Annotated in this window: 12 protein-coding genes and 1 riboswitch; of the genes, 10 read left to right on the plus strand and 2 right to left on the minus strand. The window is 42.9% G+C overall.

Annotated elements, in window-relative coordinates:
• The first annotated feature begins 142 nt into the window (after positions 1–142).
• Together ACIQXR_RS16180 and brnQ are read left to right on the plus strand one after the other, a co-directional pair.
• Positions 143–1123 (plus strand): proline racemase family protein, encoded by a 981-nt coding sequence (locus ACIQXR_RS16180; RefSeq protein WP_403080401.1) that lies wholly within the window; start codon positions 143–145, stop codon positions 1121–1123.
• Between the two features lie 33 nt (positions 1124–1156).
• Positions 1157–2515: a branched-chain amino acid transport system II carrier protein gene (gene brnQ, locus ACIQXR_RS16185; RefSeq protein WP_403080403.1), complete on the plus strand. Its 1359-nt coding sequence runs from the start codon at positions 1157–1159 to the stop codon at positions 2513–2515.
• 225 nt (positions 2516–2740) lie between these two features.
• Here the strand turns inward: brnQ and ACIQXR_RS16190 are convergent, their stop codons facing one another.
• Positions 2741–3667 (minus strand): ketopantoate reductase family protein, encoded by a 927-nt coding sequence (locus ACIQXR_RS16190; RefSeq protein WP_403080404.1) that lies wholly within the window; start codon positions 3665–3667, stop codon positions 2741–2743.
• 127 nt (positions 3668–3794) lie between these two features.
• Between ACIQXR_RS16190 and ACIQXR_RS16195 the strand changes: the two genes are divergently transcribed.
• The 7 genes from ACIQXR_RS16195 to ACIQXR_RS16225 all read left to right on the plus strand — a co-directional run bounded on the left by ACIQXR_RS16195 (position 3795) and on the right by ACIQXR_RS16225 (position 13373).
• Positions 3795–4331 (plus strand): GNAT family N-acetyltransferase, encoded by a 537-nt coding sequence (locus ACIQXR_RS16195; RefSeq protein ID WP_402987155.1) that lies wholly within the window; start codon positions 3795–3797, stop codon positions 4329–4331.
• Positions 4332–4642: 311 nt separating this feature from the next.
• A riboswitch (guanidine-I (ykkC/yxkD leader) is annotated at positions 4643–4750 on the plus strand.
• Between the two features lie 115 nt (positions 4751–4865).
• Entirely contained in the window at positions 4866–6146 is a 1281-nt protein-coding gene (locus ACIQXR_RS16200) for an APC family permease (protein WP_402957669.1), read from the plus strand.
• A 34-nt stretch (positions 6147–6180) separates the two neighbouring features.
• Positions 6181–6918, plus strand: coding sequence for an urea amidolyase associated protein UAAP1 (locus ACIQXR_RS16205; protein ID WP_402874102.1), 738 nt, complete (start codon positions 6181–6183; stop codon positions 6916–6918).
• Positions 6918–7574, plus strand: coding sequence for an urea amidolyase associated protein UAAP2 (locus ACIQXR_RS16210; RefSeq protein ID WP_402874105.1), 657 nt, complete (start codon positions 6918–6920; stop codon positions 7572–7574). Before ACIQXR_RS16205 ends, ACIQXR_RS16210 begins: the two co-directional genes overlap by 1 nt.
• A gap of 5 nt (positions 7575–7579) precedes the next feature.
• On the plus strand, positions 7580–11215 hold the full coding sequence (gene uca, locus ACIQXR_RS16215) for an urea carboxylase (protein ID WP_403080406.1): 3636 nt from the start codon (positions 7580–7582) through the stop codon (positions 11213–11215).
• Positions 11187–12908, plus strand: coding sequence for an allophanate hydrolase (locus tag ACIQXR_RS16220; protein WP_403080407.1), 1722 nt, complete (start codon positions 11187–11189; stop codon positions 12906–12908). The genes uca and ACIQXR_RS16220 overlap by 29 nt, the downstream gene beginning before the upstream one ends.
• Before the next feature lie 150 nt (positions 12909–13058).
• Positions 13059–13373: a thioredoxin family protein gene (locus ACIQXR_RS16225; RefSeq protein WP_402874112.1), complete on the plus strand. Its 315-nt coding sequence runs from the start codon at positions 13059–13061 to the stop codon at positions 13371–13373.
• Positions 13374–13582: 209 nt separating this feature from the next.
• Here ACIQXR_RS16225 and ACIQXR_RS16230 read toward each other — a convergent pair whose 3' ends face one another.
• Positions 13583–13999, minus strand: coding sequence for an amino acid oxidase (locus tag ACIQXR_RS16230; RefSeq protein ID WP_403080409.1), 417 nt, complete (start codon positions 13997–13999; stop codon positions 13583–13585).
• 401 nt (positions 14000–14400) lie between these two features.
• Between ACIQXR_RS16230 and ACIQXR_RS16235 the strand changes: the two genes are divergently transcribed.
• The coding region (locus ACIQXR_RS16235) for an SH3 domain-containing protein (RefSeq protein WP_403080411.1) at positions 14401–15279 on the plus strand (879 nt) is incomplete at its 3' end.

Below are 15279 nucleotides of genomic sequence, written 5' to 3' on the forward strand. Positions count from 1 at the left end.
TGGTAATAAAGGGTTTCTAAGGAAAAATAAATATTTTCCATGTATTCAAAATATAAACATTCTTATTTTCTGTCTTTTCAAAAAACTATTTATGAATTATGATGTGTATTAATTTCATGTTTGTAAAATATAGGGGGTAGCGATGGAGAATTATAACGTACAAATTCAAACAATCGACACGCATACGATGGGGGAAGCTACACGAATTGTCATCGATGGATTCCCTGAAATCATGGGGGAAACCATGATGGATAAAAAGAATTATGTGCGAGATCATTTTGATGATTTCCGTAAGTTGCTGATGAATGAGCCGCGTGGACACAAAGATATGTTCGGAGCCATTCTAACAAAACCGACACATCCCAAGGCGGATATAGGCGTCATCTTCATGGACAGCGGATCTTACTTGAACATGTGTGGCCACGGAACGATTGGGACTGTAACCATGTGTCTAACGAAAGCGCTCATACCTAAAAAAGATAGAGTGTTCATTGATACGCCTGCAGGTTTGATAGAGTGCTTGATTACGTATAAAGATAACGTTGTCGAAAGCGTGTCATTCCAAAACGTTTCGTCATTCGTTCTCTACAAGGAAACCCCTGTTCACCTGTCAGATAATCGACACGTAAACGTGGATGTGGCATTTGGGGGAAGTTTTTTTGGAATAGTGAATGCTCAAGATTTAGGAATAGAGATCTCACTGGAAAATAAAAACGAAATGATACATAAGGCTTTGGAAATTCGCGATAAATTGAACAGTCAGTTATCCATCGAACATCCGTTGAAGCCGGAAATCAATACGGTTGATTTAATAGAAATCAGCGAAAAGGTAGGGCCTAACCATTATCGGAATGTTGTCATATTCGGTGATGGGCAAATTGACCGATCACCTTGTGGGACAGGAACTTGTGCGAAAATGGCAACCTTGGGCCTGGAAGCGGGCGAATCAATCATTCAGGAAAGCATTATCGGATCGAAGTTCAAAGGGACGGTAGTGAAGCATACAGAAGTAGCGGGGATTGAAGCCGTGACCCCCGAGATTACAGGATCAGCATGGATTACTGGGGAACACCTTTTTGTATTACAGAACCATGATGTGTATGAAACAGGATTCTCTATTTAATTTTATTACAATAACATAATTGGAGGCGCTTCCATGAAATCGGTATCAAACTATCAGATTATTATCATTGGGTTCATGCTTTTCGCTATGTTTTTAGGTGCTGGGAATGTCATCTTCGCCCCGGTTCTTGGTCAAGAAGCCGGTACGAACACCGTCATTGCGATGGGTGGATTTCTCATCACGGGTGTTGGTTTGGTCATTCTCGCAATCATTGCTTTAACGAAAGGGGGCGGGACCGTCGAAAAATTGGCGAGCCGGGTGCATCCCAAGTTCGCTCTAGTATTTAGTGTCCTTCTGTTTCTAGCGTTAGGGCCCTTATATGTCATTCCCCGAACAACGAGTGTCGTGTATGAAATCGGCATTCGCCAGTTGATTCCTCAATCTACTATGCACGTATTTTTCTTACTGGGTTTCTCTATCATCTTCATTGGACTAACCATCTATTTATCCTGGGAAACTTCCAAATTCGTGGATCGACTCGGTAAAATGATCACACCCGTCTTTGGGGTCCTGCTTGTGATTTTGGTTGGTAAATCCATCTTCACGCCCATGGGTTCTATTCATGCCCCTGTAACAGGTGCTGGGTATGAAACGTCAACCGCTGCCTTTTTAAAAGGCTTTACGCAAGGCTATTTCACGATGGACGTTTTAGCGGCATTTGTATTTGGCGGCATCTTCATCAAATCAGTCGATGCTTTAGGGGTGAAGTCAGCTAAGGAAGTTTCCTCGGTCTTCATTAAAGCGGGGGTCGTCACGTTGATAGGCCTGATTTTATTGCAGGTTTCCATGGCTTGGATCGGTGCGTCCAGTGTCGATGCCATCGGGTATAAACAAAATGGCGGTGAACTGATTGCATTGGCGTCTAAGTCTTTGTTTGGGCAAGTGGGCCTGTACTTAATCGGTGTGGTCATTTTCCTGACAGGCATTACGACCAATGTTGCTTGTCTTGCGGCCGTGGCGGAATATTTTGAACGGATCATTCCATCGATTTCCTACAAAAAATGGTTGATTCTGATTTCTGCCGTGAGCTTGGTCATCACGAACTTTGGCTTGAATACGATTCTTAACATGGCATCCCCGGTCTTAATGTTGCTATATCCGATTGCTATCGCATTAATTGCTTTAGTTTTCTTAGACAAACTATTTGGCGGAGCTCAATCGGTTTATATCGGAACCATCGTGGGCGTAACATTTGTCGCCATTTTGGATGCACTAAAAGATGCGAATCTAGCTACCTCAACCATTAATGACATCTTCTCTTTCATTCCATTTTTCACGAATGGCGCAGGCTGGATCATTACCGGCATCATCGGCTTTATCGTGGGTATGTTCTTTAAAAATAAGTCTCAAAAGAATAGTGACTTAGAGATGGAATACAACTCGACACTATGAAAGTGAGCCTTGTGAAATGAGACCGAAACCTCTACTCTTGCCAATCGATTGGTGGCCAGGGTAGAGGTTTTCCAATTATTCGAAAGTTGTTAAGCCTATGGAATATCATAAAAAAATATAATGAACGTATGAATGGCTACAGAAAAGGATTAGCCAGTAAAGCAGTTTCGTTCATCCTTTTTTCTAAAACTAAAAAAATCAGCCGACTTCCGTCGGAGTCCACCATCACTGAACGGAATATTGCCTTTCCATCGATTTGATCTTATCATACAGTTCTTGATTGATAGGAGTGGGCATTTGATACTTTCTTCCCAGTTCAATAACCGTTCCAGCAAATAATTCGACTTCACTGATTCGTTGCGCCTCTACATCTTGAGCCATGGAGGGTTTGCCATTTGGACTTAATGTCCCTAATACTTTCAGCCAATACCCCAGATCCTTTTCCGTTAAATGGACACCTTCTTTTTCCGACAAAGCAATTACTTCTCTCATGGCTGCAATCATCATGTCTCTGGCTTTTCCTTCTCGCTGAATTTCGCCATAATTACTTTGATAGATAGCAACCGTTTGATTGACCCCTACATTCAGCATGAATTTCCCCCATTGTCTTCTATACATATCCGTATCCACCTCAAAAGGCACATCCATCTGTTCAAAGAATTCTGCCAGCTTTTTTGCTTGTGGTGAAATGACACCAGGTTCCCTTGAACCAAAGCAGAGCATACCCATATGTTCGTAGGTTAGTTCATTGCCGACCTTTACTGCATCCATGCCTTGTGCCACGCAATACAATACTTTATCCATTCCGTACGTTTTACCAATAATGGTTTCACTTGTAATGCCATTCAGTAGGGAAAGAATGATGGTATTTTCCCCGACATGGTTCTTTACCGATTCGATGGCATTTTCCAACCCATTATATTTAACGGAGATGATCAACAAATCGGCCGGACCGCAGTCTTCTTCAGGTGTGACGTAGTGAAAATTGCACGGCTCTCCATTGCTATAAAGCTTATCGTTTTCATATCGCATCATGCGATCGGAATCCGCTATGATCCGTAAATCCTCTGGTTTCATCTTCTTGGATAAATGATGTCCAAACAAAACGCCTAATGCGCCCAGTCCAATAATCGAAACTTTTTTAATCGTCATTTTTCCTCTACCTCCTGTACATGTCCCATTAGCATTCTAACATAATTTATTGAATTTTCTAATAGTTTTACTTACGATAACAGTAGCCTATCGAAGGCAAAGAGAAAGAGAAGAAGGGGATGGAATAATGAGCAAAATTAACATGATCAAATTTGAGAATGAGTACCATGATTTAGTTTCCCTTTTGACAAATAATACGTGGCCCTATCACTCGGATCCACAACCTTCTGGCGAACAAATTGTCGAAGCGTACCATAAGGGGTGGTATCAAGAAGATAAGGAAACTATCTGGATAGAAAAAGACAATGAAAAAATCGGATTGATTATGCTGCATGATATAACCGACACCATCCCTTCCTTCGACATTCGTTTAGACAAAAGTGTTAGAGGAAAAGGGATTGGAACGCTAGCTGTTAACTGGATCGTAGACTATCTTTTTGGTTTGCCAGATCGGAAGATTAGGATAGAAGCCTATACGCGTAGTGACAACCTAGCTATGAGAAAAACATGTAACAAATGCGGATTTGTTAAAGAAGGATATCTACGGGATGCTTGGGAAAATAACGATGGGAGTATATCGGACTCGGTTTGCTATGCATTCATTAGAAGGGATTGGGAGAAGAAAGAAATAACGCCGATACAACTAAATGAATGGCCTTTCTAAATATCTTCATAGTTATGTTGTTGAACGTTTAGTGGAAATAGGAAACATCTTAAAGGACCAAAGGGGGTCCTTTTCTTTTTGGAAAGGATTAATAGAAGGGGAGTCTTACTAAAAGAAATGAAATGAGACCACCCCATATTCACGAAAGAAATGATTTCTTTGGTTCATCTTGGCTTAGGGTCGATTTTTCTCTTGGAAATCCACTCCAGATATAGAAATATTCAATTGATGTTATAAAATGTAACATCACGTGTTGACTTTTCATAACATTCTGACTATAATTGGGTTATTATAACAGAGCACAACATCATAAAATATCTTTCTAGGGTTCCGTTCAATCTATATTGAAGTCTGGACCGAGAGAAAGAGTATAGCAAATCATACTGCTATATACACGGAGGGATAAAAGCCCGGGAGAACTTAGTATAGTTCACCCGGGCTTTTATCTTTTTTTATAGCCATTGATGAAAGGGGTAGATGCTTATCAGCAACGTACAATTTAAGAGAAGTTTGAAGACATCACAAATTGTTGTTATGGGGCTAGCATGGATGACACCGATGATTTATTTTACGGTATATGGTGTGGTATTTGAAACAGCCGATGGCTTAATGACCCCCGCTTATATCGTGGCGTTTCTTGCCATTGTGTTTACTGCGTATAGTTACAGTCGAATGGTTAAAGTGTATCCGACCGGAGGTTCTGCGTACACCTATACGAGTAAAGCGATTCACCCAAAGGCTGGGTTTTTGGTCGGGTGGGCGTTATTGATCGATTACCTATTTTCTCCGATTATCGCCATTTTAACATTTGGGATTTTTATGCACGCTGAGTTTCCAAGCATCCCAATATTCGTTTGGATTATCCTGATGAACATTGTGCTAGCGGTTGTGAATATTATCGGAATTGGATCGGCAGCACGCATTAGTGGCTTTTCAGTGTTGGTCCAGATCGGGTTTATCCTCATCTTCTGTTTATTGACAGCTAAAGACATTGTCCTTAATCAAGGTGCCAGTGCTTTATTCACCTTAGAACCATTGCTGGTTGGTGAGGGTTCAGTTGTATCAGTTTTTTCCGGTGCGTCACTGATTTGTTTCTGCTTCTTAGGTTTTGATGCGGTTACAACAATGGCAGAAGAAACAATTGATTCGAAAAAGACGATTCCACGAGCCATCTTTTATATTATTTTCATCGCAATCACTTTGTACGCGATGATCTCGTTTTTAACAGCTATTGCATTCCCGGCATTCAGCTTTGCAGATCCAGACAATGCGGCGTATAGCTTGATTCAAATGGTCGGCGGCAATTTGTTTAGTACCCTCTTCATCATGGTGCTGATTATTGCGACATTCACACAAGGCTTGTCTTCAATGACCAGTGTAACACGTTTTCTCTATGCATTAGGGGAAGCATCCGTTTTACCGAAAAAGGTATTTACTTCATTACATCCAAAACTACGTACACCCATTCTTAACATTTTGTTTGTATCAACAATCTCCTTATCAGCCATTTTCATCAACCTTGATACGGCGGTATTGTTCGTCAGCTTTGGCGCTTTGACCGGTTTTATCTTTGTTAATTTAAGCGTTATTTCCCACTACTATATCAAGGAGCAGAATCGAGGGTTCAAAGCCACCTTCTTCTATCTGGTTTTCCCAAGCATTGGGGTGTTGTTCATCGGATGGTTATGGACGCTACTCGATCCTCATACTTTATGGATTGGGGGAGCATGGGTTGCCTTTGGATTTGTCTACTTATTTTTGAAAAATAGAATCACGGCACCGAGTTTAAGGAATTTAGATAAAAAGTTGGTTTAAAAATCAGAATATTCAATCTATAGGAGGCGGTTATATGCAACAGACAAGTGTGATCGTATCAAAAATCATTCCAGCAGGGGGCAAATGGTCGGCGTTCATCAAACGCGGCAAAGAAATTACCTTTACCGTGTCAGCGGAACAAGCGAATGTATCGTTGTTGCTATTTAACGCACATGATTTGGCAGAACGCTACAATATGCCGGATTCATTAAAAGCTCAATATACTGCCTTTTTTACGAAGCATAATGTATTAATGAGTGACCAAGGCCGTGTTCTAGCGAGCATTACCGAAGATTCTGTCGGCTGGCATGATACCATCGGCGGTTATTCGACAAAAGCGCAAATTGACTCACAATTCGGCGAAACAACGTATCAAGAATCACGCAATGAACGCTATCGTAATGGAGAAGATAACTTGCTTATCGAATTGTTCCGTAATGGCTTAAGCCGCCAAGATTTAGGACCTGTTGTCAACTTATTTTCAAAAGTATCCTGTGATGATGCAGGCTATATGCATCTAGCACCCGATCATGTAAAAGCTGGAGATACAGTGACATTACGGACGGAGATGGATGTTTTCATGGCTCTGTCGAATACGCCCCATCCATTATCGGAAGCGACCACTTATCCACAAGCGGAAGTAACCGTGGAAGTAAAGGATACGATGCCTGCAACCGGAGATGATCCATGCGTCCTTCACCGCGATGAAAATAAGCGCGCATATGAGAATACGTGGGAATATGTACAACTTACACAAGGAGGCGTTCTCTAATGGCTGTATTTAATAATGTTGAAAGTGAACGACAAGAGGCGAAGGCCATTTATTCGAAAAGGTTGTTAGCGGGCGATGGCTGGTTACATACATTAGAACCGGGCCAAGTATTACGAATCGTGGACTTGGAAGGCAATCAAGCAGCAGATACATTATTTTTCAATGCAGAGGTACCGACAGATCACTATAGCGCGGTTAAAACGATTCAGAAACAAAAAAATATCTATCTATCAACAGGCTCCGTTTTACTGTCCGAGATGGGTACAGAACTAGTTGAAATTGTCGCCGATACGTGTGGGCGTCACGATACACTAGGCGGCTCATGTTCAGCCCAAAGCAATACAGTACGTTATGCCCGCGAAACGTTACCCATGCACAATTGCCGTGACACATATATGTTGCAGTTAGCGAAAAGCGATCAATATCAACACATGCAAAAACGTGATTTATCCCCTAATGTAAACTTCTTCATGAATGTGCCTGTCACACTTGAGGGCGGCCTGAAATTTGATGATGGAGTTTCCGCTCCAGGTAAATATGTGGAGATGCGTGCCATCACACGTACAGTGGTGCTCATTAGCAACTGTCCACAGCTCAACAATCCATGTAATGCGTATAATCCAACACCAATTCAACTACTAATTTGGGAAGGGTGAATAAGATGTTCAAAAAAGTATTGATTGCTAACCGAGGTGCAATTGCTGCACGAATCGTTCGAACATTAAAGAAAATGAATGTACAATCTGTCGTCGTTTATACAACGGCCGATCAGGACAATACGTATGTAGCTGAGGCAGACGAAGCCATTTTCATCGGCGATGGGCCTGCAAAAGAGAGCTATTTAAATGCGGATTTAATTTTAGAAAAGGCACGTGCCGTCGGAGCTGAAGCGATTCATCCAGGCTATGGTTTTTTAAGTGAAAATGCCGCATTTGCCCGTGACTGTATGGCGAGTGGCATTGCTTTTATAGGACCGAAACCTGAACAAATCGAACAATTTGGCTTAAAGCACTCAGCACGTCAACTTGCAAAAGAAGCGCAAGTACCGTTACTGCCCGGTACGCATTTGATTGAGGATTTAGAAGAAGCACTAGCATCCTCTACAAGGATTGGCTATCCAGTGATCTTAAAAAGTACGGCTGGTGGCGGTGGCATTGGCATGAAAGTGTGTGAGGATGAGCAAGCATTGCGTGAGGCGTTTGAAGCAGTGACGCATTTAGCAGAGAAGAACTTCAATAATGGTGGTGTATTTGTTGAAAAATATATTGCAAGTGCACGCCATGTAGAAGTGCAGGTCTTTGGTACAGAGACGGAAATTGTGGCATTGGGCGAACGGGATTGCTCATTGCAGCGCCGCAACCAAAAAGTAGTGGAAGAGACACCCGCACCTCTATTGAATGAAGCGGTTCGTGAAAAGATGTTGGAAGCTTCCATACGTTTAGCGAAACTAGTGGGCTATCGTAGTGCTGGTACGGTGGAATATTTATACGATCCTGTGAGTGATCAGTTTTATTTCTTGGAAGTGAACACGCGTTTACAAGTAGAGCATGGTGTGACGGAAGAAGTCACAGGTGTAGATTTAGTGGAATGGATGATTAAAGAGGCAGCCGGGGAGTTGGCGAATCTTTCCACACTAATATCATCGCCACAAGGTCATAGCATGCAAGTTCGCATTTATGCTGAAGATTGTTTTAACCAGTTTCAGCCAAGTGTCGGGACGATAGATGATATCGTATGGCCAGCGGGTGTCCGCATCGAAACTGGCATCCAAAAAGGCGGTTCCATCTCAACGTATTATGATCCAATGGTTGCCAAAGTGATTGTCCATGCCGATACGCGTGAGGATGCCATTACAAAGTTACAGCAAGCATTATCTGAAATGCGTGTATATGGTGTGACGACAAACCTGCAATATTTAGAGCAAGTATTAATGGAAGAATCGGTGCTGTCAGGGGCCGTTTATACGAAGCTATTGGAATCTTTTTTACCAGAGGAAGCAAGTATTGAAGTGTTAGATGGTGGCATTCAAACGACGGTACAAGATTTTCCGGGGCGAACAGGACATTGGAACGTCGGAGTGCCGCCATGTGGTCCGATGGATAGCTATGCATTCCGCATCGGCAATCAGTTACTTGGCAATGCCTTCGATGCACCAGGCTTAGAGTTGACACTGCGTGGCGGTAGTTATCGCTTCCGTGCACCGATGACTATTTGTTTAACAGGGGCCGATATGCAAGCGACGCTCGATGGGGTGCCAGTTGCACGTTACGAAACGATTCAAGTAGCTGCGCAACAAGTACTGTCACTAGAAGAGGCCGAAGAAGGCATGCGCAGTTACTTGCTCGTGGCAGGGGGACTTGATATGCCGAAGTATCTAGGCAGTGCCTCGACATTTACGCTTGGTGGATTTGGCGGACATAATGGCCGGCCACTACATACAGGTGATGTGTTACGCGTCAATGCGGCAGAACCCGTTGTACCGCGCGCCTTACCAGCTGAAGCTCAGCAACACTATACACATGAGTGGGAAATTGGCGTTATTGCTGGACCTCATTGCACGAAGGAATATTTAGAAGCGGCCTACTTAGAAGAGCTGACGGCAACCAACTTTGAAGTGCATTTTAATAGCTCCCGGACAGGGGTGCGGCTCATTGGTCCCACACCGAAGTGGACACGTAAAGATGGAGGCGAGGCAGGCTTGCATCCATCGAATATTCACGACAATGCCTATGCGATTGGTACCCTGGATTTAACAGGTGATATGCCGATTTTATTAGGCCCGGATGGACCGAGCCTCGGCGGTTTTGTTTGTCCAGTGACGACGGCTTCGGCAGAGTTTTGGAAGATCGGTCAGTTGCACGCGGGTGATACGGTACGCTTTAAATTATTATCAGTAGACGAAGCCAATGCTCTACGTAAAAATCAAGAGCAATTTTTAGAGGAATTAACGGTCACATCGTTTGAAGAGATGAACGATGTAAAATATATGGAACAAGCTGATCCAGAAACGGCGATTCTATTCAGAAGCGAGAAAGGCCGCTTCCCGATGGTTATCCGTGCAGATGGGGATGAAAATTTGCTTGTGGAATATGGCGATATGGTTCTGGATTTACTATTGCGTTTCCAAGCCCATCTGTTAATGGAGGCGATTAAAGAGCGCACTGATATTCCAGTGATTGACCTCACACCAGGTATCCGCTCCCTGCAAGTGCATATTGATTCAACGAAAATGACGCTAATGGAATTATGCCGTATTATAGACGAGCTAAATCAAGCATTACCTGTGTTGGAAGAAGTTGAGGTACCTTCGCGAATCGTCCATTTACCCTTGTCATGGGACGATCCTTCGACACAATTAGCCATCGAGCGTTATCAAAAAAATGTCCGCCCGGATGCACCTTGGTGTCCGAGTAATATCGAATTCATCCGCCGTATGAACGGTCTTGGAGCAATTGATGATGTTCGTCGTATCGTGTTTGATGCCAATTATTTAGTGATGGGGCTTGGCGATGTATATCTTGGGGCACCCGTTGCCACACCACTCGATCCGCGGCACCGTCTCGTAACGACAAAGTACAATCCTGCGCGGACATGGACGCCTGAAAATGCAGTTGGGATTGGTGGCGCATATATGTGCGTATATGGCATGGAAGGACCTGGTGGCTATCAATTCGTTGGCCGTACGGTCCAAATGTGGAATCGCCTTAGAGCAACAAAAAGTTTTACAGAAGGAAAGCCATGGTTATTGCGTTTCTTCGATCAAATTCGCTTCTATCCAGTAGCGGAAGACGAATTAGAAACAAAACGCCAACAATTCTTACGTGGTCAATTCGAGGTCAAGATTGAAGAGACAACATTCAAGCTCCGTGACTACATCAGATTCTTAGAAGAGGTTAAAGTCGAAACGCAAAGCTTTAAACAAACTCAACAGGAAGCGTTTGATACAGAGCGTGAGCGGTGGCGCGACCTTGGATTAGATGAATATGTAGCAGAGCATCATGAAGCGGTGAATGTCGATAGCGATGTGCCCGAAAATAGCGAGGCCATCCGCTGTACATTACCAGGGAGCATATGGAAAGTACTTGTTGAAGCAGGCATGTATGTAAGAAAAGGGGATGTATTGCTAGTGGAGGAAAGTATGAAAATGGAGTTTCCGCAGGTTGCCCCATTTGATGGCATCGTGAAACAAATTTATGTTTCTCCGGGAGACGAAGTACAAGCCAATCAATTAATGGTCGCCCTTGAACCTATAGAAGTGGAGGTAAAAGATGATGAATCCATTATTATCTATCAATAATTTACAACAAGCTTATGCAGATGGTAGCTTGACGCCACGGCAAGTAGTCACCGATATTTTACAGCGTGTGGAAGACTATGCGGCGAGTACGGTATTTATTGTTCCCCCGACATGGGAACGACTAACGCCTTATGTTGAAAAATTGGAACGAGTCAATATGCAGGACTTTCCGTTATATGGAATTCCATTTGTCATTAAGGATAATATTGATTGGGTTGATGTCGACACAACTGCGGCTTGCCCAACCTATGCCTATACACCTACTGAAAGTGCGACTGTTGTCCAACGTTTAATTGATGCTGGTGCGATTCCTATTGGCAAAACCAATTTAGACCAGTTTGCAACGGGGCTGATCGGCACGCGTAGTCCATACGGTGTCGTGAAAAACGCCTTGAACGAAGAATTGATCAGCGGGGGTTCCAGCTCAGGCTCAGCCGTCGCGGTGGCACTAGGATTTGCGAGCTTTGGTCTTGGTACAGATACCGCGGGGTCTGGTCGTGTACCAGCCGCATTAAATGAGTTGTATGGTTTGAAACCAAGTCTAGGTGCTTGGCCTGTGAAAGGTGTTGTACCGGCATGCGAAAGTTTGGATTGTGTGACGGTGTTTGCGACTGAACTGCAAGATGTCTATTCAGTAGATGCCGTTGTGCGTGGGGAAGATGCGGCTGATATCTGGAGCCGTGCCGTATCAATGGCCCCCGCTGCAAATCCATCTGTTGTGTGTTTGCCGAAAAACGACTTAACGTTTTTTGGCCCATATGCGCAGGAATATGAAGCGGCCTGGAATCGCACGGTGCAACGTCTGGAAAAGGGGAATGTGCCGATCCGTTATATAGATGTGACCTACTTACAAGAAGCGGCAGCCATTTTATACGACGGCCCATGGATTGCGGAGCGCTGGTCTGCGATTGGGGACTTTGTAGAGGACCATCCGGATGAAATCTTCGATGTTACGCGCCAATTACTCCGTGAAAGCGAAAATCAAACATATCGTGCCACCGAGCTATTTCAGGCAATGCATCGTCTACAAGCCTTAAAGAAACGTGCGATGCTAGAGTTAGAGAATGCGGTGCTCGTTTTGCCAACAACAGGTGGGACGTGGACGATTCAACAGGCAAAAGAAGAACCGATTTCAACAAACCAACAATTGGGCATGTATACGAATCACTGTAATTTGCTCGATTTGGCAGCGATTGCTGTTCCGGCAGATCATGCAACCACGGATGTTCCTTTTGGCATTACACTATTCAGCCGCTTCGATGAAGAACATTTATTAAAAGGACTGGCCACTACTATCGAGCGTGGCCACACAATTCCCGTTGCCGTATGCGGACTTCATATGCGTGGCTTTGCATTAGAGCATCAAATGCTAGAATGCCAGGCTACCTTTGCCTATCAAACAACAACAGCCTCTACCTATCGATTATATCAACTAGCTACACAGCCAGCTAAACCCGGGTTGGTTCGGAGTGCAGATGGTTTTGCCATAGAAGTCGAAGTATGGGATATGCCAATTGCCCAGCTCGGTGCCTTTATGCAACGGATTCCTGCACCGCTTGGAATGGGAAAAGTCCAGCTAGCAAACGGTCTTGAAGTTCTTGGTTTTATTTGTGAGCCAGATGCAATCGGGCAAGCATTGGATATTTCGTATACGGGTGGGTGGCGTTATTTAGAAACGACATCGATCGAATAAGTCGTAAAATTCTCTAATGATGGGCACAATAACGAATCTGGCCGATGACTTGTAGCTAGAATTTGAATAATGAAGGAATTAGCTATATATTTATCACTGAGTCACATATGCGACATAGGCTATTTTAAGAAGAGCTCGGAGGAGAAGAATATGAAAACGATTAGTACAGAACAAGAATATCGTGAACAAATCAAACAAGATGAATTAACGGTCGGGATTTTCACGACAACATGGTGCCCGGATTGCAAACGTCTGGATATGTTCATCGGTGACATCACAGCAGAACATCAAGACAAGAATTGGTTCACCATCGATAAAGACGAATTCCCGGAAATCGCGGAAGAACAGACTGTCATGGGAATCCCTTCATTATTGGTATTCAAGAATGGTGAAAAAATCGCCCACCTGCACAGTGCGAACGCTAAAACTCCTGATCAAGTGAATGAGTTTTTAAATAACCTATAATAATAAGCACGGAACCTACCCTCGCATGTATCGTCATGTGGGGGTTGTTTTTCGTTTATGTGAATAGGATTAAATAGTTACGCAGTATACAAAATTTCAGACATTCAACAAGCCACCGATCTGGCGATTGGGAGCTAAAGATTCGATTCAAGATATAGTCGATGTAACGAATTAAAATGTCCCCCACTAAAGGGGCATTTTTCTTTTGTTTATAACTCCTCAATTTTTTTGAAGAGATCGGTGTAAAGTTGATCTATGTTCTTTTTATCGTCTAAATAAAAGTACCAAGCATCCTCTTTATTTACATGATCATCATGCAAATAAATGGTCGTATGAGAACCATTCGTTAAAGAATCATGGGCCGTTTCATAAGTAAGGCCCTCCGTTATAAAGGGATCGTGCTTTTTACTAGAATCGAAGAAGACAATCGGAATGTCTGAACTTCTATAAACGTTCACAAATTTATCGTCTGATGCTTCTTCAAAAACGTCGGGTGCTAACAGAACGGCATCAAAGTCAGCTTCGATTCTTGCAATATCTTTACTTAATTTGTCTAATGATAGCGATTTAACAGAAATACTATTATTTTTAAATTCAGGTGTTTCGCCAATTACTGCAATGTTCAAAGGTGCTCCATCGTACTTCACCTCACTATTCGAACAAGCAGCCAATACTGCTACTACGCTTAAAAAAAAGGATGATCTTTTTCATATGCAACCTCCTTATTAATGGAAATCTTTTTTTCTTTCCTCAACTTATTATTCTACAAATATTTTCAAAAACCTTGCTTACATAACATTCCTTTTTGAAGGATAAAGTATATTCCTGAAAATCCTATCATTTCAATTATGTTACATAAATATTAATTATTTTACTATTAGATTAAGAGAACTTAACAATAGATAGAAACTTAGTAGAATGCACAATTATGTCATAAAAATAGTTTTAATTACCTATACCAGAATACTATTTTTAACCGATATTTAAATTAATGTAATAAAAATAATACTTTAGTAGGGAGAATGATATGAAGAAGTTACTTATACCAACGTTCTGTTTCGCAGTATTGAGTACTGTTGCTTTTGAAGAACATATATCTGCAGCTCCACTATCAGCCGAACAAAAAACGATAGAAACGATAAAATATGTGAATGTGAGCTTAGGGTCGCTGAATATGCGAAAAAGCGGTAAGGAAAGCGCAGCCGTAGTGGCGAAGCTAAGTAAAGGCACGAAGGTTACGGTGTATTCGGAATCCAAGGGCTGGGCTAAGGTCAAGGCAAATGGAAAAGAAGGATACGTGAGTACCGCTTACCTTTCAACAAAAAAACCAGGAGCGGTTAAGCAAGCAGTGACCGCAACCGTCAAAACGACGACAAAATACGTGAATGTGAGTTCAGGTACGCTGAATATGCGGAAAAGTGGTAACGCAAGCGCGAAAATAGTCACGATGCTAAGCAAGGGTACCAAAGTAACGGTGTATTCGGAGTCAAAAGGCTGGGCAAAAGTCAAAGCGAACAATAAGGAAGGCTATGTGAATACGGCCTACCTTTCGACAAAGAAGCCGGCAACGGTAACAAAGGCTTCCACCACCGTCAAAACGACGACAAAATACGTGAATGTGAGTTCAGGTACGCTGAATATGCGGAAAAGTGGTTCCGCGAGCGCGAAAATTGTCACGACACTAAGCAAGGGCACGAAGGTAACGGTGTACTCGGAGTCAAAAGGCTGGGCGAAAATCAAAGCGAACAATAAGGAAGGCTATGTGAATACAACCTACCTTTCCACAAAGAAACCCGCCACGGCAACAAAGGCTTCCACCACCGTTAAAACGACGACAAAATACGTGAATGTGAGCTCAGGTACGCTGAATATGCGGAAAAGTGGATCCGCGAGCGCGAAAATTGTC

The sequence above is a fragment of the Peribacillus sp. NPDC097224 genome (genome assembly GCF_044761985.1).
GTDB lineage: Bacteria > Bacillota > Bacilli > Bacillales > DSM-1321 > Peribacillus.

Excerpts from the sequence above, each read along its gene's own strand:
- ACIQXR_RS16225 (WP_402874112.1), top strand. The coding sequence starts at position 13,059 with ATGAAAACGATTAGTACAGAACAAGAATATCGTGAACAAATCAAACAA.
- ACIQXR_RS16180 (WP_403080401.1), top strand. The coding sequence starts at position 143 with ATGGAGAATTATAACGTACAAATTCAAACAATCGACACGCATACGATG.
- brnQ (WP_403080403.1), top strand. The coding sequence starts at position 1,157 with ATGAAATCGGTATCAAACTATCAGATTATTATCATTGGGTTCATGCTT.
- ACIQXR_RS16220 (WP_403080407.1), top strand. The coding sequence starts at position 11,187 with ATGATGAATCCATTATTATCTATCAATAATTTACAACAAGCTTATGCA.
- ACIQXR_RS16190 (WP_403080404.1), bottom strand. The coding sequence starts at position 3,667 with ATGACGATTAAAAAAGTTTCGATTATTGGACTGGGCGCATTAGGCGTT.
- ACIQXR_RS16205 (WP_402874102.1), top strand. The coding sequence starts at position 6,181 with ATGCAACAGACAAGTGTGATCGTATCAAAAATCATTCCAGCAGGGGGC.
- uca (WP_403080406.1), top strand. The coding sequence starts at position 7,580 with ATGTTCAAAAAAGTATTGATTGCTAACCGAGGTGCAATTGCTGCACGA.
- ACIQXR_RS16210 (WP_402874105.1), top strand. The coding sequence starts at position 6,918 with ATGGCTGTATTTAATAATGTTGAAAGTGAACGACAAGAGGCGAAGGCC.
- ACIQXR_RS16195 (WP_402987155.1), top strand. The coding sequence starts at position 3,795 with ATGAGCAAAATTAACATGATCAAATTTGAGAATGAGTACCATGATTTA.
- ACIQXR_RS16200 (WP_402957669.1), top strand. The coding sequence starts at position 4,866 with ATGGGGCTAGCATGGATGACACCGATGATTTATTTTACGGTATATGGT.